The sequence below is a fragment of the Chryseobacterium salviniae genome (assembly GCF_035819015.1).
Taxonomy (GTDB): Bacteria; Bacteroidota; Bacteroidia; order Flavobacteriales; family Weeksellaceae; genus Chryseobacterium; species Chryseobacterium salviniae.
On sequence record NZ_JAYLAA010000039.1, the window covers coordinates 38,415 to 64,790 of the forward strand.

Here is a 26,376-nt window from a genome sequence, read left to right on the forward strand (position 1 = left end):
TATGTTGGGATTCAAATGCTTAAAAAGATTATATTTGCCAGAACAAAGAAGCACAATGGCAGAAATAAAAAATCATAAAATCCCGGTTTATGCTGTACTGGTTACAGTACTTTTTAAATTATTGTTTTTATTAACCCATTACATTCAGGAAGATGCATTCATTACCTGGAGGGTTGCGCAGAATCTCTTGGATTACGGCGTCATCGGCTTTAACGGGAATGAGAAAATTTCTGCATCTACAACACACTTATACGTTTTTGTTTCGTATTTTTTTAATCTGATTTTCGGTAAGGAAAACTTTATTGAGCCGTTGCTTATTTTCAATTCGGTACTTTTCACCATCGGCAGCCTTTTTCTTTCTAACTTGTTGCTGAAAAATGTCTGGCATAAAGCAATATTTATCTTTTTAATAGGAATTTTACCGCCTGCCATAAAAATTTCCATCCTCGGAATGGAATACGGAATCCTTTTCTTCCTCGAAATGATGCTGTTGTATTACGGCTTTAATAAAGGTAAAAAATGGGCTCTTATTATACTTCCCCCTTTGATTTTATTCACAAGAATCGATACCGTGATTTTCCTGGGAGTTGTTTTCATCATTGATCTTTTCTGGAATAGGAAAATGCGACGGCCGTATATTCTTGGTGGAATTTTAGGAATGGGAGGTGTGCTGGCGTTCAACTGGCTGTACTTCGGCGAACTTGTCAATAATACAATTGTTGCTAAAAAATTAGCCTACGACAGAAACTTTACATTAGAACAAGATCTGGAGTATTTTATGCAAAATTTCGGAAATTTCTGGGGAATGCTGAAACTTCCGGGTGATTTTAATCCGCTGACTGTTGTATTGCTGGTTTTTGAGTGGCTTTGTTTTATATATTTGGTCAGGCAGAAAGAAAAAAGAAATTTTTTCCTGTGGGTGATTTTCATTTTCGGATGGGTAAAACAGCTGGTTTTCCTTTCCCAGAAAAGCCTGTTCGACTGGTATTACTGGGTGCCCCAAATCCTGCTTTTTGTTCCGGTTTTGCTTTTTGTTCTTGAGCAGAAACAGAAGAGAAATCTTTGGCTGGCTTTATTAATCATGTTTTACAGCATTCCTATGCTGGCTTTCCAGACGGTTCATTCCATCGCAACCGGAAATGGGGAATGGAATTACAGGCGCACCATAGGCTTATTTTTAAATTCCTACGAAAAGGATAAAAACCAATGGATTTTTCTCGAACCCGCAGGATATGTTCCGTATTTTTCAGGATTGAAAACCATTGATGAAGTTGGGCTGGTTGATAAAAAAGTTCAGGATGAGATCAGAAAAGATAAAAAAAATTTCTGGCTCAATACCGTAAAAAGCAGAAAACCCAAATATCTGCTTTCTTATAATGATTTATTTACTTCTGAAAACGCAGGGTATTTCAAGCTGCATTATAAATTGATTAAAGAATTCCGTGTAAAAGACCATCTGAAAAGTGATAACAAACTTTTAGAGAAAATCTATATTTTGAAACCTTCAGGATCAGATTACAATTTATACGAGAGAATTGATTAATTTCGAAACCTTATCAATACATAATTTAAATTCAAAAAATGAAATACTGTGCATTTCTTCGCGGCGTTAATGTGAAAGGTACCAATATGAAAATGGCTGAAGCATGCAAAGTCTTTACAGATGCGGGAATGCTTAATGTAATTTCGGTACTGGCTTCAGGAAATATCCTTTTTAGCTCTGAAAAAGATCCGGAAGAATTAAAAACTGCTCTTGAAAAAGCAATGTCTGTCCATTTTTCCTATGAAGCATTTTTATTCATAAAATCTGAACAGGAAGTCGAAAATTTCCGGAACGGAAATCCTTTTAAAAAAGATGAAAATCTGCATTGCTATACTTTTATCGGTAACAACGGAGTCGAAAATATCCTGATGAAAGAGTTTGAATCTGCATCAAAAGCTGTACACGAAGATGCAAAAATTATCAATCAAATTTTTTATTGGCAGGTTCCCAAAAGCAATACGCTGGATTCTACATTCGGGAAAATTTTAGGAAAGAAAAGCCTTAAAAACCAATTTACCAGCAGGAATATCAACACTTTTGATAAAATCCTGAAAGCATTCAGCAAAATATAGCGTAACCAAATCCAGCTTTTGTCTTATCTGATTTTTCTTTTATATTTATTAAAGGCATAATTATTAAAAATTCAATATTGTGAAGGATTATTCACAGATTTAAAAATTGAGGTATTCTTTTCCGGAGAATAAATAATTGTTTATTCTTACAAGTTTATCAATTGTATAAATTATTTTTAGGACAGGGTACTGCAAAAAAATAATTGTTTCGTACCAGAAACATCTACAAAACTAATTCTGCATATAAATAATACGTTGCAATGCCATAGCAGTACCATGAATAGTATGGTTTGTGATTGTCAGCTAATACTTTATGTAATTCATTGTAAATATAATTCACATTTTTCATCCCTATTGATTACAATCATAAAAAACAATTTCAGAATACTTTAGTTTTGTTCTCAGATTATTGAAATATTTTAAACGACCTGATGTAAAGGATAAAGGCAGCATTAAAGAAACTGGCGTGGTATGTATGTGGTATTTTAATTCAGGAAAATTTTAATCATTTTTTCTTTCTTTGTCTTTACCTAAAATATAATCGCAATTTTGTGAAAATATTTTAAAATTAAATGCAAAAAGCAGGAAAAACGTAATTACTACTAACGCAGGCCAATTTTCAAAATGATAAAATATTAAGCATAAAGATAGAAACTTAAAAAAGCTGAACAACCCTTAAGAAAGTTTATGCCAAGTATTATGCTGAAGCTTACAACAGGAATTAGTAGAGATGAGAAAACATTATGAAAAACGAAAAGACTGAATTCAATTTAGAAGATGTAAACCAAAAAATTTTTGTACAGGATGAAATTTTGGCATTAGCAAAAGAAAATTCTCCGCGTCTGTTGAGCAAATTCAGATTAGTGGATCCGGACTTTTTTAAGAAATTGTCTGGCATTCAGCCCAATTTAAAAAATTCTGAGCTTATTTTTTGTATTTATTTAAAGCTCAATTTAACAACCAAGGAGATTGCAACCTACACATTTGTAACTCCTAAAGCCATTCAGAACAGGAAAAACAGGCTGAGAAAAAAGTTGAATATTGCATCTAATATTGATATCTACAAATGGTTTAATGAATTTTAAACCATTTTTTATTTTTTATCACCTACAGAATTGCTTTACCAAGATCATGATGTAACAAAACTTTCCGGTGATTTTCAGCCGCATCTTTTTGTTATTTCTGTATTAATTCCTTCGTTTTCTTCCATCAAAATCAGATTTCAGAAGCATTTAATAAAATTTTATTTTTAAATAATTGATTATAAGAGATGCTAGTTTTTTATGTGGTTAAACTCTAAAAATTATTTTTTTAATAAGCTATCAATAAGTTTACTTTGGCTCTCAATTAATTTTGACATTTGTTTCTGATTTTCTAACATCTTATCAATGACATCTTGAGATTGAAAGTTAAATATATTTGATTCCATAGGATTTATGACAATTCATAATCGGCGAATCCAAATGTAAAAAAAAAAAGGTCAATGAAAACAAGTTTTCGATTCTAATTTTTGAAAAAGATGGCCAAAGTTTAAACACTATTTAAATAGTGTTTAAAAAGAAACAGCACGCTCTTCAGGCGTGCTGTTGTCAATAAAAAACCCACTGTAAACAAAAAAATCAGTGGGCCATCGTGTAACCGTGGAATGCTTTAAAATCAATATTCATCATCCTCAAAATAACGCTCATCACACAATATACAAGCTAAATGAAACAACGTTTTAGCATCGTATGACTTACGTATGTTTTTAAGGTTCTTTTCAACTGAACTCAGGCTATTTGGTGTAATCTCTAAATCTTTCAACTCACTTGCGATCTGATCCTGGGTGTAACCATCTTTAAGCATTAAAAGTATTCTGCGTTCGATTTCCATAATCCAAAAGTACTTTGAAGAATATTGCGTAAAAAACGGTTAACCGTAATGCAATAAAATTCTTTATTTTTATATTACCCAATTACAGCACATTATATGAAATTCCGAGGCACAATAAAAGAAGAAGTATCACCAAAAGATAAATCAGTAATAGTACAATTTGAAGGTGATAAACAAAAACAACAGTTTGAAGTACATTGTAATTTCAGCCCGTTTTACAAGGAAATGCGAAAATGGGATACCTGGGACTTTGTTCTGAAGTTACAGAGCGAAATATTTACTGATCCGAAATCAGGCACAAAATCTTATTTCACACACTTGATATGCACTAAAGCCACGCTATATCATGAACTCGGAACAATTGGCCCAAAGTACAGATAAGAGCCATAATAATAAATTTTTAATTTGCAATACGGTTTACCATAAGGCATGTGAAAAACATAGTATTAATATTACAAAGTGAAAATTATATAACATTTCATGATTTTTATATAAAAGTTTTATGTTTCTAAAGTAATAAGTTTAACAAACAAAAATTAATTCTATGAAAAAACTCATTTTAGTAGTCGCGATTGTTGCGACCGGATTAGTAAGTGCAAAAGACGGTGAAAAAATTAAAGTGTCAGAAGATACCAACAAAAAGGAGGTAGTACAATCGAAAGCATCTCAAAACGACACGCCACCGGATGATACAAAAATGCAATGCTATGAATATTCTATGTTTATTCCTTGTACAGAAACTTTTATTACTGACACTCAGTGTTGGGGACCAGGTTCTGGAACTGCAACTTGGGAAGATGCTTGGGATTGCATTCAGCAAAACGGCTCATTGGCTGTTGATTATTTTTGTGGGTAGTATTAACGTAAATAAGTCTCAGTGTAATGCTGAGACTTTTCAAATAATTGTAAATTTATATCATGCATAAATGTTTTTTTTTAATTTGTCTCATCTTATCTCAGTTCATACTTTGTCAAGAACTTGAATACTCTAATATAAAATGTAATTACCATACTACGTTTTTAATTGACACTACTGATATTAACACAAAAAAAGAGGAAATGACAGGCTTATGGATAGGAAAAAATTCTTCTGTTTTCAGAAGCGACCAAAAGGCAATATATGATTCATTAGCAAAACAATCAACAAAAGAAAGTTTTTCAAATCCCGTTAAAGGAAAAATAATATTAGATTTTTCGCGGATTCCAAAAGCATACTTTATACCTGAAGTTTTCAAATTTGGAGAAAAAACTGAGATTTTTGACAAAATTTTAGGTACTTACTATAAATACGAAAACGAAGAAAAAATCAACTGGAAAATACTCAATGAGACCAAAACTATCAGCACTTATAAGTGTAGAAAAGCAGTTGGTAAATATCGAAATAAGAATATTATAGCATGGTATACAGAAGAGGTTCCAATATCAGAAGGCCCTTACACTTTTAAAGGCTTACCGGGATTGGTCATAGAAGCATACGATGATAAAAATTATTTTCATTTTACATTAGTAAAATTAAAGGATTTAAAACAGCTCATAGCACCTATAAGAGGTGAGATAAGTACAAATTATGAACGGTTTTTGAAAAAAAGAAATAATTTCCAAAATGATCCGGCAGGAGCCTATTTTGTTGCAACAGGAAAACAGACTCCAAAAGATCAAATTGAAAGGATTACAAAAATACACCGTAAAAATAATAATCATTTAGACTAAAATTTAACCGTACGATTATTAATGCATTATATCTATCCTATCCTTAATTCAACACCCCGCAATAATCATTATCTAATCTTACCAGGACGATTTTATTTTGTCCGTTAACGTAAAAAGTTGCGCTGCTTTTGGGCGGTATCGAAACATTAACCGGTGTATAATCTATTGTAAAGTTTGCGCTGTTACCGCTAACATTCATCACTGTGATTTCCTGATATCGGAAATAATTTTGCATTGTTATGGTTCCACCATCCATTAAAAGCACTTTGACGATTCGTTGATCTGTATCGAAAGAATTACTCATACCGTTGAAAACACGATCATAAACGGAAAGCCTTAAACTGCCGTCTTCGTGGGAAACATCTTTATCCAGTTGATAAAGGTCGCCCGATGTGGCATACACCTGGGCTCCGTTTGCGGATTCTGAATAAATACCGCCAGTAATTCGGATAGTGCCATTAAAGTAGTGGTTATGTGATGCTGTCGGCATCACCCCACCGTAACCCATGTGTGCATTGCCCGGATCAACGATAACACCGCCGGAACCTCCATAATCCGAACCGAATTTATATAGTCCGTTTTCTTTACCGGCAACCAATATATTTGCTTCTTTGTCAAATAATCCGACTTCACCGCCAATCATATAATCAGAGAGATAAAAACCGCTTCCGGAAAGTGTGGAAAATTCTTCGTTTACTTTTATACCGTCATTTGCCGGTAATTGAGAGCTTGGCACTTTACCGTCGGCTCCGAGTTCTGCCACTCCGTACGGCTGCCCTTTGAATCCAAGTGGAATGAAATTACTTACTGTCTGGCCGAGCAGCCAGTCCAATTGACCAAAATTAACGGCGTGACCATTTAAGGTAGCATTTGGCACGATCGGGCTGTGTGTGAAAGTCTTTGTATCGGAAATTGTTTCAACTCCATTTTTCCCAACAAATTGGCTTAATGATTCCGATTTTGTATAATAGTTTGAGGGGCTAAAATCTTCAGTTGTCAAATTTTTCTTCCACGCTGACCAAGTTGCGCCATTATCTTCGGTACTCCTTATAAATGTCACATTACCACCGGAACGTCTGGTCTGATATTCTTGTGTGATTCCTGTCAATAGCGTTTTATATACCTTTAAATTTCCGGCAAATAAACCCTCTGAAGGATAATTATTAGCTGCAATAGACCCCGCATTAGTTACTTGCAGATAAAATCCAGGTGTAAGCACAGTATTAAGATCAGCTGATCCCAGAGCGGTTGGAGCTTTTGGTAAAGAACCTGCATTATTTGTATCTACCCAGGTTCTTGTTGCTATAACTTCAGTAGCAATTGGTTTAAGTTGTGAATAGGTTGAAACATCTGTTTCAACAGTTTGCGACCAACCTTTTGACCAATCAAAATTTGCTCCTTGATGAAAAGCTACAACCCTGTCAACCTCTACGTTAAGATATGAATTCCATACAGTTGTCGGCTCGCCGATATTAATACATATTTTACCGGAAGCGTCAACGCCCATATTAATTACCGTTGATGGAAAATTATCAGAAGCTTCAATAATTGCTTTATGATTACCATTTAATTCGGTTACGGAAAACCGATAAAAAGCAACCCTAACAGTTCCTAAAATCCTTCCTCCCCATCCAAACATTTTGATTGTTACATCAAACATCGTTGCAAGTGTTGTAGGTGGAGGAAATTTAAAACTTAAAATTCCTGTCTGGGATGTACCCAATAACCTTTGATAAACTTTATTAAAAACCCGTGAGTTACTTTCAAATCTTGAAAGGCTTCCAGTCGTGAAATTAATATTCTTATCAGTCATATTAATATCCGTTCCGGCGGCTACATAGGAAGTACTATCCACGGAACCGTCCGCCTTCAGGAATTGCGCGGCTGTACCGCCAACAACCCTGAAGCCTTTGGACGTGTTATAATAAGCATATTTAATATCATGCATATTTTACAAATCTTTTCCGGTTACAGTGATTGATACGGCGTTCGGTAGAGCTGAATCGAACTCAACATCAACTTTATTAATATCTGTGATTTTAATACGGCCGTCGATACGGTAATTCGTCACGGTATCGTACATATCTATGCTAACCGCTTTCGTTCCTAAATTATGGATCACGGTTGCAGATGCCGAAATAGTGGTGGTGTATGATTTTACCGGATTGCTTCCGGCTGTCACTCTACCTTTTGCATCAACAGTTACCTTTCCATAGGTTCCGGCAGCTACGCCGCTATCGGCAAGCGTTAAAGCTGATGTAACATTTGCGGAACCGTCAAAGCTTACCGACCACGTACCGTCACCGGTTGCGCTTATTGTCCGGGGCGTTGTGAGTTTTGCCGCTGATCCGGTTGTATTGATAGATGCCGTACCCGTCAATAATGTAGCCGGAACTCCTGTGATGGGAATTGTTACGTTTCCGGTTCCGTCGATGGTCTGCGCGGTTGCCGTCACACCGGAAAGCGTGATCGTTCTTGATGTAGTCCATTTAGTAGCAGAAAGCACGTTTTTAGCGGCATCGGCCGTGTTGTCAACATTGGATAAACCCACATGAGATTTATTCAATACAACTACACCCGTAAGTCCGTTAACGGAATCAACCGCTCCGGACGTAATGTAAACGAATACGGTTCCCGTATAACGGTATGTTTTATTCGTGTCCAGGGAAACATAAATTTTCCCGGTTTCACCCGCGATCAAATTCGTATAAGCTGCTTCCTTGTAGAATTTACCGTCAGCGGTTTTATAATATCCCTCGACAATATCGTCCACATAGGACGGCAACTGCGAAGCCGGAACCTGTCCGGTTGCATCAAGTGTGGCAACACCATTGGCAACGCCTTTCTGTGAGTTTGGAATATAGTTGTTAAGATCGGCCGTCGTTGGCATCGATCCCAGATAAATAGTCAATCCGTTGGCCGTTTGTGATACACCGGTTACAACGTTTCCGTTTCCGTTTGTAGTAATCGGCAAGGAAAAGGTTGTACCCGTTAAAGTCAAACCATTTCCGGCGCTATAGGTTGTATCGGTTGATGCCAGTGTAATTGTATTTCCTGTCTGGCTGATGGCCATATTCGCACCTGCTGAAAGGGTGATATCTCCGGAAACAAGTGTTCCGGAAGCACCGCCCTTTAATCTTGTGATCGTGTCCGGAGTTGTGAATGATCTGTTTGCCGATAAATCGAAGGATGTTCCGTTGATTGTAATGGTACGGGTTTTCGGTACATAGTCTGACGGCGTGAAATTTCCGTCATGGTAGAAGGAAGAAAGCGCCTTTGTTCCACCGCCGGCAGTGATGATGTCGTTATCGGTTTTTCCGACAATCTTATATCCGACGGAACTCTGATAATATGCGTATTTAATATCGCTCATGATTACTTTTTATTATAATTTTTTAATTGTTATTTGAATGAAGTTTTGAGGGGCGCTGTCAAATTCAATATCAACAGCATTCATATTGGCCAGTCTTACTTTAATAGGCAGCATGTACATTGTTACGGTGTCGTATGCAACCGCGATCAGATCGTAAGTATTTAAATTATGGGTGATCGTAGCGTTTGCTCTGATCTGTTCCTGGTGTTTAACTTTGCCGGTATCAACAGCCGCCTCGATATCCTGAATTTTGACGTAAACAACATCATTAAACTGGTTCTGAAGAGTGAGCGCTCCCCATTCAGGGTAATCGTTCACCAAGTCGATTTTATCGTCGGTTGTGCTTCCGATAATAACCTCCTGTAAAAGTTCGATCTGTTCCCTGTTCTGCTTGATGTAGGTTACAATTTCCTGAAGTTCGTCCAGGTTCATATCATCGGATGCAAGTGTCTCGCGGATATCCTCAATGACGGAACCAAATCCGTCTACTTTGTCGTGAAGTACATTCAGAAAGCTATTGATCTGATCTTTTGCGTACACATTCCCGTCCTTAATTTCTAAAGAACTGTCAATTGTTGCAATAAACTCAATCCCTAAAGCCTTTTTCCAAAGCAGTTTCGTTTCCGGATTTAAATTGGTTGCATCGATCATTGCAAGCTTTTCGATACGTTCCTGAAGGTTTTCCCTAAATACGTCATACGCTTCGGTAGATACCGTACTCTGAAACGCTTCCGGAAGACCTTTAACGTCGTTAAAAGGAACTTTTGTATCTACATGCCGAAAAGCTGAGAAAGTCTGCTGAAATTGTTCCTGTGTTGGTACGTCGCCAGTTTCAAACCAGCTGAATATTGTCGTTAATGGTGTGGCCATAATTATTGGAAATTCGGTTCAATAAAGTTTACAAGTCGATGAGGGTTTAAAATATCTATCGGTTCAGAGCTTCCGAGGGGTTCAGATTCCATGTTCTTCCAGTTCCATTGGTTGCTACTACTCCCGTCAAATCCTCCCTGTCCGGTATTTGGCCCATAAGGCTGCAAAAGGTTCGTTTTAATCTTAACATTTGGAAGGTTTTCTTTCTTCAGTGTAATTGTTGATGTTCCGCCCTGGTGATTAAGATCAGACCAAACACCCGGATCAGTTGGATCGTAACCAAAAATTGTCTTTTTTCTAAAATCTGTGCATTCCTTCCATCCTGCCGGAATTTGTGAAGCCGGTTTCCGGAACAACCAAACAACACCCCCGTTTTCAATTGGCGCGGTTTTTAATTCTAAACGTTGTAAGCGTGCTTCATGGTTATCTACCTGAGTTTGATTGGCTTTTAAGTCTAAACTTTGCTGAATGCCTTTCAACGTTTGGAGCCTTACGAAATCAGCCCAGGCGTATTGGTTCGGTGGAACAGTATTTCCGAAGTTAACGGTTCTTTTTCTGATTAATACTTTATTCTGCTGATCCTGAAAAGTCTTTGAAATTTTCTGCTCGTTTACAAAAACGTTTGGTGTAATCTGGCCGCCTTCAAAAAAAAGTACTTCATCATTAATAGCAACCACACCAGGTGAAACCGTATTCGCCGAACCGGCAACCGGCTCACAACCCGAAAGTATAGTCATGTGACCGGCAACACTTCCCAATACATCATAAAGCTTGATAGCTTCCATAATGTTCGCCATAAGGTCATTGGTTAACGGTACGCCGCCGGTCTGTAGGAATTCTATATTGAGTTTCATATAATTTCTATTTTGTAATTTTTTGACTGGAGCATATAATATTCAATTTCTGCTCTCAACTGTATTTGATTGATATCGGAATCCGGAATCTTTACAATGAAATCAAATTCAGAATACAGTTCCGCTTCCGTGTAGATGTAAATCGGATTTTCATCACCGAAAAGCCATTTCGTTTTAGTTCGCCACTGATCGTCTTCAGCTTCAGTGTATAGATAAGTTGCATCGAATAACACGGCTTTAACAATCTTTATTCTTCTTTCAACCGGATCAAACACATCATTAAGTCTTTTTTGCATGGAAAACTTTTGACAGGTTGTGTTAATCCGGATCAAGTATTGTTTTCTTACCTTTAAGAATTCCATGTATATTAATTGTAAGGGAGCCAGAAGCACAAAGACGAAAGCCGTTAAAAAATCCCCTCGCATATACAGCGGTAACCATTCAGTGGCAAGCTTTCTGAAATTTATTTTATAAACTTTTTCCATTACGCTATAAATTGAAGCCCTGTAAAATCTTCTACTTTAAATCTTCCGGATGCAGGAATTACAGACATTACCACCGGTTGATATAAACCGTAACCTGTTTGCGCCGGATCAATCCATTTTGTTTCCATACTTAAAGTTTCAAGATCCACAACACCATCAACGGCCAGAATCGCGGCTTCAAGTTTTTGAATACTGAGTTCTCCGTTAAATGGTAAGTTCTTTAAGAACCCTTCTATTGCATCTTTAACCGGATATTTAGCGCTCACAATATTCATCCCATCGTTAAGCAGGACCATAGGATCATATTTAATCCGGAAGGCGAATTTTAAGAGGTCCGGCAAATAGTTGATTACTGTTACATGATCGCCCGCCGGTGCTATTTCTTCAAGATATTTTATAAATGCTTTCATAACATCTGAAGAAAAAATATCATTCATATTTTCAGGGGCTATCTTCAATACTATTTTAGCCCTGCCATTATCAACAACGCGGCTACATGCTGCGTATTTAATAATCTTAGAATTCTGAATAATATCATCACTCGCAATTATTTCTTCACCATTAACAACATAACTATTTTTAAACTGGTCAGAATCTTCAATCAGATCAAATCCGTATTGGAATCTCAAAGCCTCGAATCTGTATCTTTTTAGGTGGAAAACTTTTTGCGTTGCAATCAGCTCTTTTATTTCCTGAAGAAAAAAGTTACAAGCCTTCTGAAAATTAAAAACACACCAGGCAATCACAATGAAAAGCTGTCTCCAGATAGAAACTTTTGATTCCGTATCAAGTTCATCAAGTAATGAATTCGCCGCCTTTGCAGTCAGCATTTCATTCAATATTTCGTCAAAACTCCTATTCATTTTAATCTATTTTTAGTGTCCCGCCTATCCTCATAGTACCTATTCCTTTATGTTCAGCGAAGACTGTTTCATCTTGTACACCGGTTGCCGGCCTGATGCCGTTAGCTGCATAATAATTCAGTACATCATCATTCATCGCTATTGTTTCCGGAATGGTGATGACTGTTCCGGAAACCGGCGTATCTGATACAGCCATATTGTTAGCCGCTGCGATATCAAATGCATTGAGAACATCACCTGTATGCTGTAGCGCTAAATCCATAAAGGATTGATTTCTCAGAACAGTTATCTTCATTGGGTCTTACCGCTTAATTGTTTATACTTCCTTAACTCTTCAGTAAGCTTTTCCACCTTTTCTTCCAATTGATGAATGGTTTCTGTAGCATCACTGAACTTCTTAATCACTTCCTGCTTTTCAATTTCAGACAGTTGGAGCTTCTCAATAGCTTTTTCCAAGCGTAAGCCCAGATCATCGGCTAACTTCCTGTAGTACTCCAGAAGTTTTTCGGCATTTTCAATTTGCGAAGCTTCAGCTTCAGCATTAGCTTTCTTTCTACCGAAAAACCAACCGCCAAAACCCGTGGCTAATGCTGATAGTAAGATTCCGGCATTCTCTAATAAAATTTGTTTCATGGTTAGGTAATTTTCCCTTGTGTTAAAGGACCACCGCCTGAAGGACATACCCCGATGACAGTAGCATTTGTTATTAGTTCTTTTATGATTTCATATATGGCATCTACCAAAGCATCTAAAGCTTCATCTGCATCGGTAGTGTTGTTTCTTGCTAAAAGCAACTTTTGTTTAATTTTCGCCTTTGCTGTGGCCTCAATTATTGGCATTTAATATTATTTTAAAAAGTTGTTAAACCTATTTTGCAACAGTTGAAACTCCGGATCTGTTAAAAGCTCAATAGTTATCCCGGAATTGGTTTTAAAAACCATATTTCTGCAAGCTTGTATAAAATCGGACATCAATTTTTTCAAGGTTTCATTTTCTTTTTTTATCAGAAACCCGTCATCAATGGTCAGTTCACAATTTCCTGCTTTTATCTCCAGTCGGTCGATTTCCTCAGCACTCAGCAAAACCGGTGTAGTTTCTGTATTGTTAATCATCCCGATGATGATGAGCGCCCCAATTTTTGGTTTTTGATCAAAGCAACCCGCGCCGATCAGGATATCATAAAATTCCAGGTCATCATCAACCCCTTTTGCATCACAAGTTTTATTTTCCCAGTCAACGGCTGTAACTTTGGCCCATTGAAGGATCAGCGTCTGCTGTTTTTTATTTTTCCGTCCTGAAAGGTTTACAAATTCATCTATTTCTGCGCTCATCAGTATGCTCTTTGTCCTAATTCAATATTTTGTCTATATCCGTCCTTGCCAAAACTTTTTTGTACCCGGTCAATGTAATACGTCCCTGTTCTATCAGGATATTGGGTGCTTGTCAGATACACCTTTTCTCCATGCTGTACACTGTCAAGGCCGAAAGTGGTAAGAGAACCATCAAAGCCATCCTTTTTCCGATCGTTATACATTTTTTTTACAGCAGCTTCCAAATCCTTTTTTTCGCGGAAAGTAAAATGCCAGTTTAGTGTTTCCTTTGGATCATCGTCACCAAATTCAAACTCCAGTTTTTTCCCTTTTCCGAATATTGACTTTCCAACTATTTTGATTAATCTTTCTTCCTTACTTAAATAATTTAGATTATTGTCTACACAGTTTCTTTCTAAATCAAAGTGATGAACTTTTTCCATATCTGAGTAAGGTTTTGCTATAGTAAGTTTTCCATTCCGGATAAAACTGTAAATGCTCATATCCTTTTGCAGCTTGTCAAATACTTCTCCTAAAGTTGTTTTGCTAAATCGTACGGCGCCCAGTTGAATATCAGCATCTATATCAATCGGATACTTTGTGACGTATTTAGAAATAAACTCTTTTAAGCCTATGGTTTTAGCTGCAAAGTTCACAGGAATGCGCCTCAGCATTCTCATATCATCTTCCAGTTTAATTTTAATAGGAAAATCAGCAGAAACCTGTGCTATATAGCCACTGAATTCTTCAATTAATACCTGATCGTAACCCAGTCGAATTATACATTTTGTATCCCGTTTAAATACTTCATTAACCTTCAACCGATCAAAATCCTTCGTATTACGGGGCAATGTTATTTGAGCGGTTGCAGTGAGCATTTTCCAACTTTTTTCAAGTTCTACACTATTAATTTTAAATATGGAGAACTCTTCGGAAGTACCTGGATTAAAGATTATTTCAGCACTTTGAGTTAAGGTCATTTTTTATCACTTTTGTATATAAGTTCAAAAGGTTCATCGCTGGAGCATTGCAATTCAATAGGTATTACATTGGGAGTTCCTTCTACACTTTTAATATCAATATCATCTATCACAATATTATCAATGCCTTTCCACATAAATAAGTCGCTTTCCACTGCGATAGATTGTACGATTTTCGACCAGTCAACAATATTTTTCTCATATTCACGGGCTGACATTTCGTCCGTAATACATAAGGTTCTAATACGAATACTCCAGTCTTCAAATCCAAATATTTCTTTCACCGTCCCATTACCACCCAGAATATCAGTCCGAGTAATGTTTTTTGATTGGCTAAAGTCAACCATTGTCGCCGGTGGAAACCAGAAGTCTTCATATTTCCTTTTAATTATTTTTCCCTTTATATCATAGTTTTGATAATCATTTCCCTTAAACATAAGTGGAAAAACAATTGGAGTTCCGAACCTGCTGAGGCGTTCAGCTTCCGGAAGTTCGGCTTCTTTAATTCCAATTCCAGAATATTGTATTTCCGGCTGCCTTTGTTTTCCAATAGGAACCGTGAGATAGACAGGGCTGCTCACCCCAAAAGCAAGCTTAAAAAGCTCAGCAATTTCAATACGCCTATCCATAATTATATTTTATGTTGTTAACAATATCCTCATACCTCTTACCATCACGCTGTAATTGAATTCTGATTTTACGTTCAATTGCTGTCCGGTTCTCTTTACTTTTAATGAAGTGTTGAAGGTTTACACCCAGGATCGGATCACTCTTTAATTCTCCTTGCCGTAACTGTAAAATGATCGCCACTTCCTGAAGCTCACTTTTACCGGTTCTGAAGTCACCTCCTATAATTACCGGTTCATTATTTTCATTGAGTAAAATATCTTTCATCTTAATCCAGTGCTACCATGCCGTCACGCAGGCGGTCATTAATTTTTGAGATTACAGTATTTGCAGCCCTTTCCAGGCTCCCGTAACTTTTATCAATACTAAAATGATTATGCATGTTAACCGTTACAGTTATTGTTTTTACACCGGCGCCATTTCCGTTCACGGATGTTTCACCGTCACCTTTTTCGCCCTTTTTCTTTTTACCTTTCTTCTTCTTGTCCTTATCACCTCCCAGAACACTGTCTGGTGAAAGTATTGTCGGTGTTTTCTGATTTTTCTTATCAGCAGCTGCCTTTTTCTCTGCTGCTGCTTTTGTTGCAGGAAGTACGGCCTTGCCATTGTACATCACCAGTTTTCCATCCTTCAGGGCTTTGTCAATATCCTGCTTTTCGTATCTTGCCTTTGTCGATGGAAGAACGGCCTTTCCGTTGTACATAACCAGACCGCCGTTTTTTAGTGCTTTCGCGATGTCTTTGTTATCCCTGGCAACGAGATCCTTTTTCTCTTTATCGTTAAGCAGATCCATTTTGCCACGCATTTTCATCATGCCGGCTTCCAGGTCCGTTCCGAAAATAGAATCCATCCATCCGGCAATCTGCTGTATTGGTTTCAGCAACACGTCCAGTAAAACCTGCCCAAGCCGTTTTAAACCTCCGATAATCCCTTCAGTCTGGAACGCTTTTTTTATGCTCTCCCAGTGATCATAAACATTCTTAAAAGCAGATATTATAAGACCGATCGGTCCCATAAACAGAACCAGTGTAGCTCCCCAATCATCCCAATATTTAATTGCTAATGCCACGAACCCGATTAAGGCCGCAATACCTACAATAATAAGCCCGATTGGATTGGCTGTCAAAGCTGCATTCCAAAGCCACTGAGCTGCCGTTGCGATTCCAGTCCAGGCACTTACAAGTTTTTGGGCGAGAGCGGTATTTTTAAGCCAGGAAACGAATGTTTTTAAAGGTCCCCAGTTAATTGTTTTGTTCCAAAGATTTTGCGCAATGGTAGAAACCCCGGTCCAAAATGATAGGAACTTTTGTCCCAGTCCTGCATTTTTAACCCATGTAACAAAATTCTTCAGGACCGGACCGAATCCATTATAAATGTTAGCCAGGTCAGCACCAACCTTGAGGAATTCACCGCTTGCTTCCGTAACCGAAATCACCGGTGCAATAGCGTCAAATATGCTCGTTTTCCAATCATCGACCTGGGCGGACCATCTTTTCATTCTTTCATTCCAACCTCCCATATTTTCAGCGGCCATTTCATACGCATCTTTTGTACCTGTAACCTGTTTTGTGAGGTCTTCCTGGTACTGGATTGTTGATAACATTGCCTGAGCGCCCTGAACGTTTTCTGTTCCGAATATGAGCGCTAACGCATTCATATCATGCCCCACTTTATTAAGCTCCTTTAAACGGTCTGTAAATGGAATAGTTGTATCAGATATTTTTTTGATATCCACACCGTACGCCTTCAGGTATTCAGAGGCATCATTGCTGAGTGTAGCCGGTGCAGCCATCTTTAAGATCGCATTACGGGCCGAAACTCCCAGTTTACCAACTTCCACACCACCTTTTGCCATTCCCTGGATTAAAGCATTGGTTTCTTCAAATGTTAGATTACTCATTTTAGCAACACCGCCGGCTTCAGATAAAGCCTTTGAGATATCCGGGACTTCGACAGATCCCGCTTTTGCTGAAGCAACCATGACATTCATCATCCGGTCCATTTCTTCCGCCGCTTTCATAGGATCCGAAAGGTCTGTTTTAAACTGGATCATGGAATTGGTCAAAGCTTCCTGAGCGCCCGCAACATCATTTTTCATGGTCTTTGACATTACGGCGACATTACGGCCCATTTTTGCCATTGCCTTATCGTTTTGTGCAATCTCAGGTCCCAGTTTTCCCAGGATTCCCTGGTACGCTCCCAACTGAGCAGCACCATTCCCTCCGAACTCCAGGGCAAGATCACGGGCGCTTTCGCTCATCTTTGCCATCTGTTCATCTGTAGCACCTGTAAGACCCTTTAACTCGTGCATTTGCTCATCGAAGGCGGCACCAGGTTCTTTCATTTCAGAAAGCCGGTTCGAGATCCTGTCAATCCCTTCAGATACGGAACCCCACTTTATAGAGCTTACATCATCAAAGGATTTTTTAAGTTTGTCCGTTTTTTTCTTTGTTTCATCGATCTTTTTCCCTGCTTTATCAAAAGAATCATCGATTTTATCACCGGCATTTTTTCCTTCCTGGCCAACGGATTTAAACTTCGGAATAATATTTTCCGAAAGTTTTAATACCCAGGTTGTAGTTGCCGTACTCATTACTTTGTTTTATCATAGCAGCCTGAAGCTGCCTTTACAGTTTTATGGTTATTAATTATTTTGATACCTGTTCCGGGAATAGTTCATTAAGAACTTCAGTAAGCGCGTTCTGCATGTTTATTTTATAGATTTCACTGTCAAAGCGCTTCACAAACGCGTAATCATTGACCAGGCGGCCGAACTCTTCATCACTCAACGTATCAGGATCAAGACCGTACGTGATACGAATGATAGCATTTGCTTTTCTTATTGAATCTATCCCCAGACTGGGGTTGCCTTCATCGTCATCGAGAATTTCGATACGTGAGGCCTCTATAGCTTTTTTGCCTCCAGTTCTGCTTCTTTTACCATCGAAGTAATGAAAGTGGTCACTTTTGTGAATACCACAGCATCATCTTCGATATCCTGAATATCACCTTCAACAACGCAATTCGTAAGCATAATGGTTTGCGCCAGGTCTTCATCATTTTTATCAATTGCTTCACGTACGGCACTGGAAGTGGCGCGACTGGGCTTTTTAATGATAAATTCAGATTCACCGTCCGGTGTGACAACCTTCAGATATCTTAGTCTTTTCCCGTACTTCAGCCTGAAGCCTTTCACTTCATCTTCAGAAAAGCGTCCAAAATCATCGGATTCATAATACAGATCGTTGATCAGTTCTTTTTCTGCTTTCTCTATGGTAATAATTTCCTGGTCATTAGTTTCGACCATCTGTGTATTTTCAGTTTTTACGGTTGTATCCACGTTTAAATAGTGTTTAAATGTTAATTAAAAATTATCTGACATTCCAGTCAATGTGCGAAATAATAAGCTCCAGTTTAATTGCTATTGATCCGTCTCCTTGTTTGACGTCAATTGAATTACCTGTAAATTCCGCGTTACGGATGATATCCTTTCTGATCTTTCCGGTTTTCATTGCGAATTGAACCACGATATCAGACGGTTCAATGTCCTGAAGGCGCGTTCCTGGTGGCAATGTATCCAGGATTGCATCAACTTCTTCCTTCAGTAAGGTTACTGAAGCTTTCGCTTCATAGTTCCCTTCTGATCTTCCCACCATATACTGACCCGCGGCATATACATTTTCCTTTTTGGTTGTATCGTCATAAGCCAGTTCGGTGATTCCTACTACATCATGAGCAAATAAATTTGTCGTGATGTTATTCCAACCCTGTAATTTTCCCAGGGAATTAATAATACTTCCTGCTCTCATTATTGTTAAATACTGTTAGTTAATCCCAGTGATACTTCAAACTCGTGTACAATACCATGAGCAACAAGGGAACACTGGATTTTAAATGGCATGCTTTCGTCCGGATATTGCTGTGGATCCAGGAACAAAGAATAACCGCTGATTTCGTCAGCTTTGACCATTTGATCCAAGGCCGCTTCCAGTAACGTTTCCCAGTTTGAAATCGTTGTTGTTTTCACAAATCCGGTTGATGGATCTTTCGGCACTTTCGATTTTACTTTAGGAAGAAGCGTTCTGGAGATAAGTCTCTTTGCTTTATTCCAGGTCCTGTTTCTTTCGATGTAGGAATAATCACTGGCTGCCGATACGCATGTCGATGAGTTGCTGAAATAATAATCAGCTTCAGCTTCATACTGAGCGGCGAAAATGTATTTTTTATCATTCAGATCTTTGATCTGTACATTTGTAAGCTCTTCAATGCTTTGGCCGGTAGAAATTCCGACGTTAATAAATCTTCCAAGTCCAGAATGTGTTAACGGATACGTGTCAATGGTTTCGCTTCCGGCGGGCTTTTTTTCAATGTTCACCGATCCGATGTTTTCAGCAACGTTTCGCACATTAATCATTCCCAGATAAGCACCCACTGACGCGTATTTTGCATAAGCCACATCAAGTGCCGCGATATCTCTATCCTGGGCGATTACAAGTGAGATTTTAGACCCCTGTTTCGTGGAAAGGTCAACCAGGTCATTCAGCGCAATAGCCTCCGCCGGTCCTCTTCCTTCCAGAATAATGTAATCCAGGTCAATCCCTTCGTTCATTGCCTCTGTTGCAAGTGCCGTCTGAATGGCATCAACTTCACCCGGAAGGGTGGAAAGGTCGTTTGTAAATCCTGCAAAAGCAACCCCCTTGATTTCCCTGTTTTTCTTCAAAGCTGTGATCACAACAGGTATTTTGCTTTGAACTGTACTATTAGCTTCTACCGGTAGAATATACAAAGTACTTTCCGGCGCTAATCTGAAGTTTTCAGAGATATGGTGATATGCCAGGGTTTTATTATTAGCATCAGTTGCTTCAGTTAAACCCAGTACTTCTGCATCTTTTGTTTCCAGTAGTTTTTTAGCCTGGCCATAAACAAGAGTAGATCCGGCAATGCTCATGGAGACAACCAATAGTGAAACGTCATCCGTAGCGGGCGCGGTTCTTCCAAGCCCGCCGTTTATTTGTTTGACTTTAATTGCTTGAAATTTTCCCATTATGCAGGTTGATTTTGTGATTCTTCAGTGTTTGTTCCTTCAGATAACTTTTCAGCAATTAAGACCTTTAACCTTTCAGTACCTACATTGTGATGCGCTGCTTTTCCATAAAGCTCTTCGTATTGCGCTTTTAGTGCTTCCAGTTCCTTTGCTTCAGGATCTGAATCTGCTTCTTTCGTCACGACCGGGGTTGTGTGTAGAGCAAGCGTAGCTTTCACCACTGGTACATCTTCAGAATTCACGTTTACAGTCACGTTTTCCCATTGGTTTAATTCAACTGCCTGAAGGGCTTGTGTTCTGGTGATTGTGTGAAACTTCAGTCCAGGGATTCTTCTGCAATGTACACGCGCCCTGTTATCTTCAAAAAAGATGAAACCATCTTCAGCGGCATACACGATATCAATATCCTGGTGTTTTTCGTTGTTGAATACATCTGCCGACAGTCCAAGCAGTTCCTGTAATGATTTAGTATTTTTCACTTTAAAATATTTTTCTACGGATTAAAAACCTAATGAGATACGCTAATGCAATCAGACCAGTGGCCCAGATTACGAGTGTACCAATTGCCATTTTTGCTTCCTGCCATTTGGTTAGAGGCATAGGAACCGGAACCGGTTTATGAGTTTTTTCATACTCTTTGGTGAACTTTTCTTTCCAGTGAAAGAAAATGTTTTGGGCTTCTTTCTGGCAATCCACGGACAAAATGCCGTTTTCGAGCTTTACATTAGGAATAGCCAGATGTTTTCCGGCCTTACTTTTTGGAAGTGACTTCGTTTTGTCAGCCTTTTCTGAGGGCGATTTTAAAACGGGTTTTCCATTTACACATTCTATGTATGCCGAATAAAAAGAGCTGTCTTTTTCGACTACTAAAACTGTGTCTTTTACGGTTTCTGTCTGATAAATCAGACGTTCTTTTATTTCTCCTGGGAGTTGCTTGCTTTTACAACCGGTAAAAGCAAAGCATCCCAGAATAAAAAATATAAATATGAATGTTGTTTTCATTGGTTAGTTGGGTATCCTGATAAATCCCTTGAAAGATGAATTCTTCCGGATCCGGTAAGCGACTTCGTACCCTTCGCGGCTTCCATCATCATTGGTATTTCCTTCGATGGTTTTTACAGTTCCATTACTGTAAACTTCCACGACAAATCCGGTATGTCCCTGGCCTTTTCCGAAATCCATTATGAATATATCTCCAGGTTTCGGTCCTGCAAACTTCAATCTCGGATTGATCTCATTCCACTGGCGTAATACGCCGGCTGTTTTTATCAGGGGATTGGTTGTTTTTAATTCTTCAGCGGCCTTTTTGACCGACCAATAAACAAAAGCCATGCACCACGCATATCCTTTACCAAGCCCAACACTTTTTAGATAAGATTCCACTGCTGGTCCAGCATTGCTGTTTTTGGGAATTTCCTGTACGCCGTTTTGGCTTTGAGCGATTTTTAATGATAATTGATTGAGTGTTGACATGGCTTCTGATTGATATAGTAAAATGGTTATTAGTTATTATTAAGCTGCTTTTCCTGATCTGATAGCGGCAAGACCTTCATCTTTGATCGCTACGCACACCCAGTGCAATTCAAATCCGATTTCGTGACGTCTGAACTGAGGGTTTTGAGTTTTGTCGATCGCGAAACGTTCAGCTGATCCCGGTGCTTTCGCCGTCATTGGAGCGAAGAAACAAACGGAAGCTTCAGTTCCTTCAGTTGCACTGCCGTACGGAATTTTTACACCTGCATCCGTAAATTCTGGAGCGTAAATACTTTCATAAATCTTAAACCCGTAATATTTGGCAGCAATAGCGCCCTCTTCGTGGTTCATGTAACGCTGATTGAACTTTTCGTCCTGCTCCAGTAAATCATCTACGTGATCCGAACATAAAACCAACACACGCCCTTTTTTAGGAACTTTCAGTTTATCCAGTTTCTTTTTAAGCGTTCTCAGGTCCTTAGTGATTAACCTTTTTCTTCCTGTTCCGTCATCGGGTCCAGTTGTTACCAATACAGGCGATACCGTGCTGTCCTGTTCAGGGGTTAAAGAAAATAAAGCATGCTCAGCGGTTACATCTTCCAGAGTTTCTCTGTGTTGAACCTGAACATCATTCACTTTTTCGTACGGAAGCGCATAAAGCTCATCAGACGTTACTTCAGTGTTTTCAGTTTCATACTTGTGAAGAGAAATCTTAATGTGACCATCCTCACGCTGTGACCCGTTAATAGGATAGATTTTGTTATCAATAAGAACCTTCGGGGCCGTTCCCTGGATCGGAATCTTGATCACGTCATTTCCTACCCATTGCGGTTTTGAAGGCACCTCCTGAAGCCAGGTATGCTCATGGTTAAAGTTTTTAACCAATTCAGTAACCGCCAACTCATTTTTAAGCGCCAATACGCTTATTACTTTTTGTGACATAGTTATTAGTAAAAATTATTTTTTTTGAGAATAAGCAGCGTTCATTTTCTTAACCAAATCCGGATTGGTTTCACATAGATCATTGAACGCCTGTGGATCTTTCTCCAGGTAATCATCAATAGTCCAGTTTTCCCTTCCTTTTGGCAGGTCACCGTCAGCCGTATGCTTTTGGTTCTCTGAAGCAGCAGTAACGCCTTTCATACCGTTTAAAATTGCTTCAGTAGATGCCGGATCCTGAATATGTAAGCTGACATACGTTTCTTTCATATCTGCTGTGATCTTTTTATCCAGGATTGCTTTATTAACAACCCTTTCGGCATTAGTTTTCTTCTGTTCATTCGAACTGGCTTCGGCAGCGGCGGCAGCTTCAGCTTTCGTTTTGTTTTCTGCTAATCTGTTAAGTACTTCCTGCTCCGTAGCAGTTGCTGACATGCCTAATGCAGCTCTTAATTGATTGATGTCCATTTTTGTATCGTTGTTGTTTGTATTGTCAGATTTTTTGGCGGTTGGCTGTGGAACATTCGGACAACCACACGCTACCATCATCGCCACGGTTGTTTCATCCACTTCAATTTCTTCGTCTATGATTGTAGAGATCAGGCCTTTTTCTTTGGCTTCCTTTGCATCCATCCAATAGTCATTTTTCCATAGATCATCCACCTCTTCTTCAGTAATGTTCAGTTTTTTTGCATAAGCAGACCTGTAGACATTGGTTAAATTGGTTAAAGCTTTCAGTTCGGCTTTCACCTGGTCTTCGTTTCCACTGGCCCAGGTTAGCGGCTTATGAATCATAAATTGTGATGTGCTGTAAGATTGTGCTTCAAAATGACAGAGAAACATCGTTGCAGCAGAAGCAGCAAGTGATCCAATGGTGATAAGTACTTTATCAAGTCTTTTGAGTTCATTAATCGCTTCCTGGGCTTCAAATACTGATCCGCCTTCAGAATTGATATATAGTTCAGCAGTTTTGATATTTTGAGCCAGTGCAGCATCAATTTCCCATTTAAAAGATGATGCAACATCACCCTGCCAGATTCTTCCTGACAAACGAAGCTTTAAAACCCCGTTGGTAACTGCTGCCTCAATTTTTGTCTTTTTTGCCATTCCGTTCGTTTTACATTGGCAAAATTGCACTGGCTTTTTTTTCCTGTAAAATCGGTGTACCAAATCGGTACGATTCACGGTACGATTTAGTACGATTTACGGTACGATTTAGTACGGGAATTTTACAGGCGATTTTCTTCACCGCAACTTTGCTTCATTAATTATACACTGATAGCATGGCCAAACAAGAGCAGAAAAATCTCGCATTCTTCTACTTTACGGAGGAAAGGATGGAAGCAAAGGAAATTGCGACAAAACTCAAAGTAAGACCTAATACGGTAGGTGATTGGATAAAAAATGGAAACTGGAAACAGATCAGGGATTCAAAAATCAATCAGTCCGGGCAAAGACTTGACCGGATCCAACAGGTTATTGATGACCTGGCCGTGGAAAGGTTGGATATCATGAAAAAAATCAAGGAATATCCCCAACAGATCCGCGAACTTGAAAAAGAGATCCGCGAAGTTTCCAATAAGAATATTCAGGTTGAACTTAAAACACAGGTTGCAGAACTGAAAGGAGAAGAGAAGGACCTGAAGAGGCAAACGGTTTTTATTGACCAGGGAATTGCGATGTGGAACAAAACACTGGCAAACTTTCACACGGAAAACAAAATCACCCTCACCAGGTACATCGAAATACAGGAAAAAATCTTTAACGCAATGAGGGAATACGATGAAAAATTATACATGAAAACTTTAGACTTTCAGCATGAGCATATACTTCATGCAGCAACACAATACAATTAGAGCATTTAAAAAGCGTTTAAACGCTTTTTTTAGCCCTTAAAAAACTAATAACGACCAAAGACATGAAACGACAGGATAAACAGGCTTTAGAGCGCTATCTCGAAAAGTTAGAGTTTGCCCGCGGTGCAGGTTCGCCAAACCTGAACGAAACAAAGAAACAGAAAGAAAAAAGAATTGCCGGATACAAGACTGATATCCGCGGCATGGTGGAATATTATTTTCCACACTACGCAACTTCAGCATGTGCTGACTTCCAGATCGAATTTGCTGAGCTTATTGCAAAGCATAAAACATTTAAAGGATTCTGCCAGTGGGGCCGGGCGCTTGCAAAATCCGTCTGGAGTAATATCATAATTCCCTTCTGGCGATGGCTTTGTGGTGAACCAGTATACCTGGTTATTATCGGAAATTCATTTGAAAAAGCCAAACAGCTCCTGGAAGATATAAAAGCAGAATTTGAAGCTAATCCCCGGATCATATCTGATTTCGGTGAGCAGCAGCAATTAGGTAACTGGGAGGATAAAAAGTTCGTAACAAAAGGCGGCTTTATTGGCCAGGCATTAGGGATGGGACAATCCGTAAGAGGTTTAAGAGTGAAAAACACTCGTCCCAATATGATCGTTTGTGACGATATTGAAGACAAGCAGCTTGTAAAGAATCCAAAAAGACAAAACGAAATTGTAAAATGGATAGAACAGGATCTTATTCCATGTATGGATGGGGAATATCGAAGATGGTGGCAGGCAAACAACCGTTTTGCACCGGTGATGATTCAGACAAAGCTTCAAGAGAAGCACCCGAAATGGATTGTTCACGAAGTAAAAGCGTATGACCCGATTACTTACAAACCAACATGGCACCAGAAATATTCTGATGATTACTTCCGGATCCTGATTGAGGATCCTTTTGAAGGTATTGGAACGCTTGCCGGAAATGCTGAATATAACCACCAACCTCACATTGAGGGAACTCACTTTAAAGATGAAATGATCAACTGGGTGGATATGTCCCTTGAAGATTTTGAACATATCGTGGGCCATTGGGATATCGCATACGCCGGGAACGAAAACAGTGATTATAATGCAGTTAATGTCCAGGGACTGATGGCGAAGAAATTCTATATCTATGATCTTTTCTGCAAACAAACAAAAATGAAAGCGGCGCTGCTATGGATGAGTTTTTTCGACAAAAACCTCCCTCCAGGCGTACGGGTTCACTGGCAATATGAATCACAGTTCTGGAATGATGAAGTACAACGTACCATTGAAGAAGTCGAGGAAGAAACAGGTGTAAAACTGAGACTAAAGAAAGTAACGATCAAAGGCAATAAGGAAGACCGGATTCTCTCACTGGTTTCCTACTACCAGAACAATCGAATGTATATAAACAAAGCCATTAAGGGAAATAATGATACTCAGGTAGCATTAAGCCAGCTTAAAGGAATTGAACCAGGTTACAACGGCCATGATGACTGGCCGGATAGCCATGAAGCCACCACAAAAGAACTTGAAAAATACACCCCAAAGAAAAAGGCCAAAAACCTTATGGGTAAAATGAAACCCAAAAATGAACGTATATGATTTACTTACAGAATAAAGATTTAAACGCTTACACACTTGAACGCTTACTGGATGAAAGCGTGGCAGACTTTGAGCAGGCCAGGGACGAACTGGAGGAACACCGAATCACAGAAGTGAAATCAATGATTTCAAAATATTATGATGTTGAAAATATTTTCTCCAAAACTTCACCGGTACGCCATCCACATATTATAAAAATCCTGGCCAAGATGGTAGGATATGATATGAAGAGACGAACCGGAAGGAAAGCTGGCGAAAGTAACGAAAAGGATCTTGAGTGGGCCGAACGCGAACTGGATAAAATGCACCGGGGAATTATCAAGTTTGACGATCTGCCGGCAAAACCAGTAGAATCGACAGGAACCACCGCATCAAAAATGCTGTACGGCAATCTTAAAAATCCAAACTTTTATATCTAATGAAAC

31 protein-coding genes are annotated in these 26,376 nt (G+C 38.8%); 8 read left to right on the top strand and 23 right to left on the bottom strand.

The window, feature by feature from the left end; genetic code table 11:
* Nucleotides 1–55: 55 nt before the first annotated feature.
* From SOP96_RS10365 to SOP96_RS10375, 3 genes are all read left to right on the top strand, one after another.
* Complete coding sequence (locus SOP96_RS10365) at nt 56–1,543, top strand: hypothetical protein (RefSeq protein ID WP_326320911.1); 1,488 nt, start codon at nt 56–58, stop codon at nt 1,541–1,543.
* A gap of 38 nt (nt 1,544–1,581) precedes the next feature.
* On the top strand, nt 1,582–2,115 hold the full coding sequence (locus SOP96_RS10370) for a DUF1697 domain-containing protein (RefSeq protein ID WP_326320912.1): 534 nt from the start codon (nt 1,582–1,584) through the stop codon (nt 2,113–2,115).
* 743 nt (nt 2,116–2,858) lie between these two features.
* Nucleotides 2,859–3,200, top strand: a complete 342-nt coding sequence (locus SOP96_RS10375) for a helix-turn-helix transcriptional regulator (RefSeq protein ID WP_326320913.1) — start codon at nt 2,859–2,861, stop codon at nt 3,198–3,200.
* A gap of 571 nt (nt 3,201–3,771) precedes the next feature.
* Here SOP96_RS10375 and SOP96_RS10380 read toward each other — a convergent pair.
* The gene (locus tag SOP96_RS10380) at nt 3,772–3,987 is read right to left on the bottom strand and encodes a helix-turn-helix transcriptional regulator (protein WP_123854481.1); all 216 of its coding nucleotides are present in this window, start codon (nt 3,985–3,987) and stop codon (nt 3,772–3,774) included.
* A 544-nt stretch (nt 3,988–4,531) separates the two neighbouring features.
* Between SOP96_RS10380 and SOP96_RS10385 the strand changes: the two genes are divergently transcribed.
* Both SOP96_RS10385 and SOP96_RS10390 read left to right on the top strand, forming a co-directional pair.
* Nucleotides 4,532–4,843: a hypothetical protein gene (locus SOP96_RS10385; protein WP_123854479.1), complete on the top strand. Its 312-nt coding sequence runs from the start codon at nt 4,532–4,534 to the stop codon at nt 4,841–4,843.
* Nucleotides 4,844–4,905: 62 nt separating this feature from the next.
* Complete coding sequence (locus SOP96_RS10390) at nt 4,906–5,697, top strand: GLPGLI family protein (RefSeq protein WP_123854478.1); 792 nt, start codon at nt 4,906–4,908, stop codon at nt 5,695–5,697.
* A 43-nt stretch (nt 5,698–5,740) separates the two neighbouring features.
* On the opposite strand, the gene SOP96_RS10395 is transcribed toward SOP96_RS10390, so the two are convergent.
* From SOP96_RS10395 to SOP96_RS10500, 22 genes are all read right to left on the bottom strand, one after another.
* Complete coding sequence (locus SOP96_RS10395; protein ID WP_123854477.1) at nt 5,741–7,645, bottom strand: pyocin knob domain-containing protein; 1,905 nt, start codon at nt 7,643–7,645, stop codon at nt 5,741–5,743.
* 3 nt (nt 7,646–7,648) lie between these two features.
* Nucleotides 7,649–9,070, bottom strand: coding sequence for a phage tail protein (locus SOP96_RS10400; RefSeq protein ID WP_123854476.1), 1,422 nt, complete (start codon nt 9,068–9,070; stop codon nt 7,649–7,651).
* A gap of 12 nt (nt 9,071–9,082) precedes the next feature.
* Nucleotides 9,083–9,940: a hypothetical protein gene (locus SOP96_RS10405; protein ID WP_123854475.1), complete on the bottom strand. Its 858-nt coding sequence runs from the start codon at nt 9,938–9,940 to the stop codon at nt 9,083–9,085.
* Between the two features lie 2 nt (nt 9,941–9,942).
* On the bottom strand, nt 9,943–10,794 hold the full coding sequence (locus SOP96_RS10410) for a hypothetical protein (protein ID WP_123854474.1): 852 nt from the start codon (nt 10,792–10,794) through the stop codon (nt 9,943–9,945).
* Nucleotides 10,791–11,090, bottom strand: coding sequence for a hypothetical protein (locus SOP96_RS10415; RefSeq protein ID WP_326320914.1), 300 nt, complete (start codon nt 11,088–11,090; stop codon nt 10,791–10,793). The genes SOP96_RS10410 and SOP96_RS10415 overlap by 4 nt, the downstream gene beginning before the upstream one ends.
* A 188-nt stretch (nt 11,091–11,278) precedes the next feature.
* Entirely contained in the window at nt 11,279–12,142 is an 864-nt protein-coding gene (locus SOP96_RS10420; RefSeq protein ID WP_123854472.1) for a hypothetical protein, read from the bottom strand.
* 1 nt (nt 12,143) lies between these two features.
* Nucleotides 12,144–12,404 carry a hypothetical protein gene (locus SOP96_RS10425; protein WP_123854471.1) on the bottom strand — a complete coding sequence of 87 codons (261 nt, stop codon included), beginning with the start codon at nt 12,402–12,404 and terminating at the stop codon, nt 12,144–12,146.
* 29 nt (nt 12,405–12,433) lie between these two features.
* Nucleotides 12,434–12,775: a hypothetical protein gene (locus SOP96_RS10430; protein ID WP_123854470.1), complete on the bottom strand. Its 342-nt coding sequence runs from the start codon at nt 12,773–12,775 to the stop codon at nt 12,434–12,436.
* A 2-nt stretch (nt 12,776–12,777) separates the two neighbouring features.
* Nucleotides 12,778–12,981: a hypothetical protein gene (locus SOP96_RS10435; RefSeq protein ID WP_123854469.1), complete on the bottom strand. Its 204-nt coding sequence runs from the start codon at nt 12,979–12,981 to the stop codon at nt 12,778–12,780.
* Between the two features lie 6 nt (nt 12,982–12,987).
* Complete coding sequence (locus tag SOP96_RS10440) at nt 12,988–13,473, bottom strand: hypothetical protein (RefSeq protein WP_123854468.1); 486 nt, start codon at nt 13,471–13,473, stop codon at nt 12,988–12,990.
* On the bottom strand, nt 13,473–14,432 hold the full coding sequence (locus SOP96_RS10445; RefSeq protein WP_123854467.1) for a hypothetical protein: 960 nt from the start codon (nt 14,430–14,432) through the stop codon (nt 13,473–13,475). Before SOP96_RS10445 ends, SOP96_RS10440 begins: the two co-directional genes overlap by 1 nt.
* On the bottom strand, nt 14,429–15,061 hold the full coding sequence (locus SOP96_RS10450; protein WP_123854466.1) for a DUF6046 domain-containing protein: 633 nt from the start codon (nt 15,059–15,061) through the stop codon (nt 14,429–14,431). The genes SOP96_RS10445 and SOP96_RS10450 overlap by 4 nt, the downstream gene beginning before the upstream one ends.
* Nucleotides 15,054–15,326, bottom strand: a complete 273-nt coding sequence (locus SOP96_RS10455) for a hypothetical protein (protein WP_123854465.1) — start codon at nt 15,324–15,326, stop codon at nt 15,054–15,056. The genes SOP96_RS10450 and SOP96_RS10455 overlap by 8 nt, the downstream gene beginning before the upstream one ends.
* A gap of 1 nt (nt 15,327) precedes the next feature.
* Entirely contained in the window at nt 15,328–17,652 is a 2,325-nt protein-coding gene (locus SOP96_RS10460) for a phage tail tape measure protein (RefSeq protein ID WP_123854464.1), read from the bottom strand.
* A gap of 312 nt (nt 17,653–17,964) precedes the next feature.
* On the bottom strand, nt 17,965–18,399 hold the full coding sequence (locus SOP96_RS10465; protein WP_123854463.1) for a hypothetical protein: 435 nt from the start codon (nt 18,397–18,399) through the stop codon (nt 17,965–17,967).
* 31 nt (nt 18,400–18,430) lie between these two features.
* Nucleotides 18,431–18,868 carry a hypothetical protein gene (locus SOP96_RS10470; protein ID WP_228445205.1) on the bottom strand — a complete coding sequence of 146 codons (438 nt, stop codon included), beginning with the start codon at nt 18,866–18,868 and terminating at the stop codon, nt 18,431–18,433.
* 5 nt (nt 18,869–18,873) lie between these two features.
* On the bottom strand, nt 18,874–20,103 hold the full coding sequence (locus tag SOP96_RS10475) for a DUF2586 family protein (protein WP_123854461.1): 1,230 nt from the start codon (nt 20,101–20,103) through the stop codon (nt 18,874–18,876).
* Nucleotides 20,103–20,582, bottom strand: coding sequence for a hypothetical protein (locus SOP96_RS10480; protein ID WP_123854460.1), 480 nt, complete (start codon nt 20,580–20,582; stop codon nt 20,103–20,105). The genes SOP96_RS10475 and SOP96_RS10480 overlap by 1 nt, the downstream gene beginning before the upstream one ends.
* A 1-nt stretch (nt 20,583) precedes the next feature.
* A complete protein-coding gene (locus SOP96_RS10485) occupies nt 20,584–21,105 on the bottom strand; it encodes a hypothetical protein (protein WP_123854459.1) in 522 nt (173 codons plus the stop codon).
* Nucleotides 21,106–21,108: 3 nt separating this feature from the next.
* Entirely contained in the window at nt 21,109–21,576 is a 468-nt protein-coding gene (locus SOP96_RS10490; protein WP_123854458.1) for a CHAP domain-containing protein, read from the bottom strand.
* A gap of 39 nt (nt 21,577–21,615) precedes the next feature.
* A complete protein-coding gene (locus SOP96_RS10495; protein WP_123854457.1) occupies nt 21,616–22,518 on the bottom strand; it encodes a hypothetical protein in 903 nt (300 codons plus the stop codon).
* A gap of 15 nt (nt 22,519–22,533) precedes the next feature.
* Nucleotides 22,534–23,622, bottom strand: coding sequence for an ATP-dependent Clp protease proteolytic subunit (locus SOP96_RS10500; protein WP_123854456.1), 1,089 nt, complete (start codon nt 23,620–23,622; stop codon nt 22,534–22,536).
* Between the two features lie 176 nt (nt 23,623–23,798).
* On the opposite strand from SOP96_RS10500, the gene SOP96_RS10505 reads away from it, so the two are divergent.
* The 3 genes from SOP96_RS10505 to SOP96_RS10515 all read left to right on the top strand — a co-directional run bounded on the left by SOP96_RS10505 (nt 23,799) and on the right by SOP96_RS10515 (nt 26,370).
* On the top strand, nt 23,799–24,371 hold the full coding sequence (locus SOP96_RS10505; RefSeq protein WP_123854455.1) for a hypothetical protein: 573 nt from the start codon (nt 23,799–23,801) through the stop codon (nt 24,369–24,371).
* Nucleotides 24,372–24,433: 62 nt separating this feature from the next.
* Complete coding sequence (locus SOP96_RS10510) at nt 24,434–25,951, top strand: hypothetical protein (RefSeq protein ID WP_123854454.1); 1,518 nt, start codon at nt 24,434–24,436, stop codon at nt 25,949–25,951.
* Nucleotides 25,948–26,370 (top strand): hypothetical protein, encoded by a 423-nt coding sequence (locus SOP96_RS10515; protein WP_123854453.1) that lies wholly within the window; start codon nt 25,948–25,950, stop codon nt 26,368–26,370. Before SOP96_RS10510 ends, SOP96_RS10515 begins: the two co-directional genes overlap by 4 nt.
* Nucleotides 26,371–26,376: the final 6 nt, after the last annotated feature.

Bases quoted from the DNA above. Each gene is read 5' to 3' on its own strand.
- SOP96_RS10380 (WP_123854481.1), bottom strand. From the start codon at position 3,987: ATGGAAATCGAACGCAGAATACTTTTAATGCTTAAAGATGGTTACACC.
- SOP96_RS10375 (WP_326320913.1), top strand. From the start codon at position 2,859: ATGAAAAACGAAAAGACTGAATTCAATTTAGAAGATGTAAACCAAAAA.
- SOP96_RS10445 (WP_123854467.1), bottom strand. From the start codon at position 14,432: ATGACCTTAACTCAAAGTGCTGAAATAATCTTTAATCCAGGTACTTCC.
- SOP96_RS10485 (WP_123854459.1), bottom strand. From the start codon at position 21,105: ATGAAAACAACATTCATATTTATATTTTTTATTCTGGGATGCTTTGCT.
- SOP96_RS10410 (WP_123854474.1), bottom strand. From the start codon at position 10,794: ATGAAACTCAATATAGAATTCCTACAGACCGGCGGCGTACCGTTAACC.
- SOP96_RS10450 (WP_123854466.1), bottom strand. From the start codon at position 15,061: ATGGATAGGCGTATTGAAATTGCTGAGCTTTTTAAGCTTGCTTTTGGG.
- SOP96_RS10495 (WP_123854457.1), bottom strand. From the start codon at position 22,518: ATGTCACAAAAAGTAATAAGCGTATTGGCGCTTAAAAATGAGTTGGCG.
- SOP96_RS10385 (WP_123854479.1), top strand. From the start codon at position 4,532: ATGAAAAAACTCATTTTAGTAGTCGCGATTGTTGCGACCGGATTAGTA.
- SOP96_RS10425 (WP_123854471.1), bottom strand. From the start codon at position 12,404: ATGGATTTAGCGCTACAGCATACAGGTGATGTTCTCAATGCATTTGAT.
- SOP96_RS10405 (WP_123854475.1), bottom strand. From the start codon at position 9,940: ATGGCCACACCATTAACGACAATATTCAGCTGGTTTGAAACTGGCGAC.
- SOP96_RS10470 (WP_228445205.1), bottom strand. From the start codon at position 18,868: ATGAGAGCAGGAAGTATTATTAATTCCCTGGGAAAATTACAGGGTTGG.
- SOP96_RS10455 (WP_123854465.1), bottom strand. From the start codon at position 15,326: ATGAAAGATATTTTACTCAATGAAAATAATGAACCGGTAATTATAGGA.
- SOP96_RS10365 (WP_326320911.1), top strand. From the start codon at position 56: ATGGCAGAAATAAAAAATCATAAAATCCCGGTTTATGCTGTACTGGTT.
- SOP96_RS10505 (WP_123854455.1), top strand. From the start codon at position 23,799: ATGGCCAAACAAGAGCAGAAAAATCTCGCATTCTTCTACTTTACGGAG.
- SOP96_RS10490 (WP_123854458.1), bottom strand. From the start codon at position 21,576: ATGTCAACACTCAATCAATTATCATTAAAAATCGCTCAAAGCCAAAAC.
- SOP96_RS10430 (WP_123854470.1), bottom strand. From the start codon at position 12,775: ATGAAACAAATTTTATTAGAGAATGCCGGAATCTTACTATCAGCATTA.
- SOP96_RS10400 (WP_123854476.1), bottom strand. From the start codon at position 9,070: ATGAGCGATATTAAATACGCATATTATCAGAGTTCCGTCGGATATAAG.
- SOP96_RS10475 (WP_123854461.1), bottom strand. From the start codon at position 20,103: ATGGGAAAATTTCAAGCAATTAAAGTCAAACAAATAAACGGCGGGCTT.
- SOP96_RS10460 (WP_123854464.1), bottom strand. From the start codon at position 17,652: ATGAGTACGGCAACTACAACCTGGGTATTAAAACTTTCGGAAAATATT.
- SOP96_RS10370 (WP_326320912.1), top strand. From the start codon at position 1,582: ATGAAATACTGTGCATTTCTTCGCGGCGTTAATGTGAAAGGTACCAAT.
- SOP96_RS10415 (WP_326320914.1), bottom strand. From the start codon at position 11,090: ATGCAAAAAAGACTTAATGATGTGTTTGATCCGGTTGAAAGAAGAATA.
- SOP96_RS10435 (WP_123854469.1), bottom strand. From the start codon at position 12,981: ATGCCAATAATTGAGGCCACAGCAAAGGCGAAAATTAAACAAAAGTTG.
- SOP96_RS10515 (WP_123854453.1), top strand. From the start codon at position 25,948: ATGATTTACTTACAGAATAAAGATTTAAACGCTTACACACTTGAACGC.
- SOP96_RS10420 (WP_123854472.1), bottom strand. From the start codon at position 12,142: ATGAATAGGAGTTTTGACGAAATATTGAATGAAATGCTGACTGCAAAG.
- SOP96_RS10395 (WP_123854477.1), bottom strand. From the start codon at position 7,645: ATGCATGATATTAAATATGCTTATTATAACACGTCCAAAGGCTTCAGG.
- SOP96_RS10510 (WP_123854454.1), top strand. From the start codon at position 24,434: ATGAAACGACAGGATAAACAGGCTTTAGAGCGCTATCTCGAAAAGTTA.
- SOP96_RS10500 (WP_123854456.1), bottom strand. From the start codon at position 23,622: ATGGCAAAAAAGACAAAAATTGAGGCAGCAGTTACCAACGGGGTTTTA.
- SOP96_RS10390 (WP_123854478.1), top strand. From the start codon at position 4,906: ATGCATAAATGTTTTTTTTTAATTTGTCTCATCTTATCTCAGTTCATA.
- SOP96_RS10440 (WP_123854468.1), bottom strand. From the start codon at position 13,473: ATGAGCGCAGAAATAGATGAATTTGTAAACCTTTCAGGACGGAAAAAT.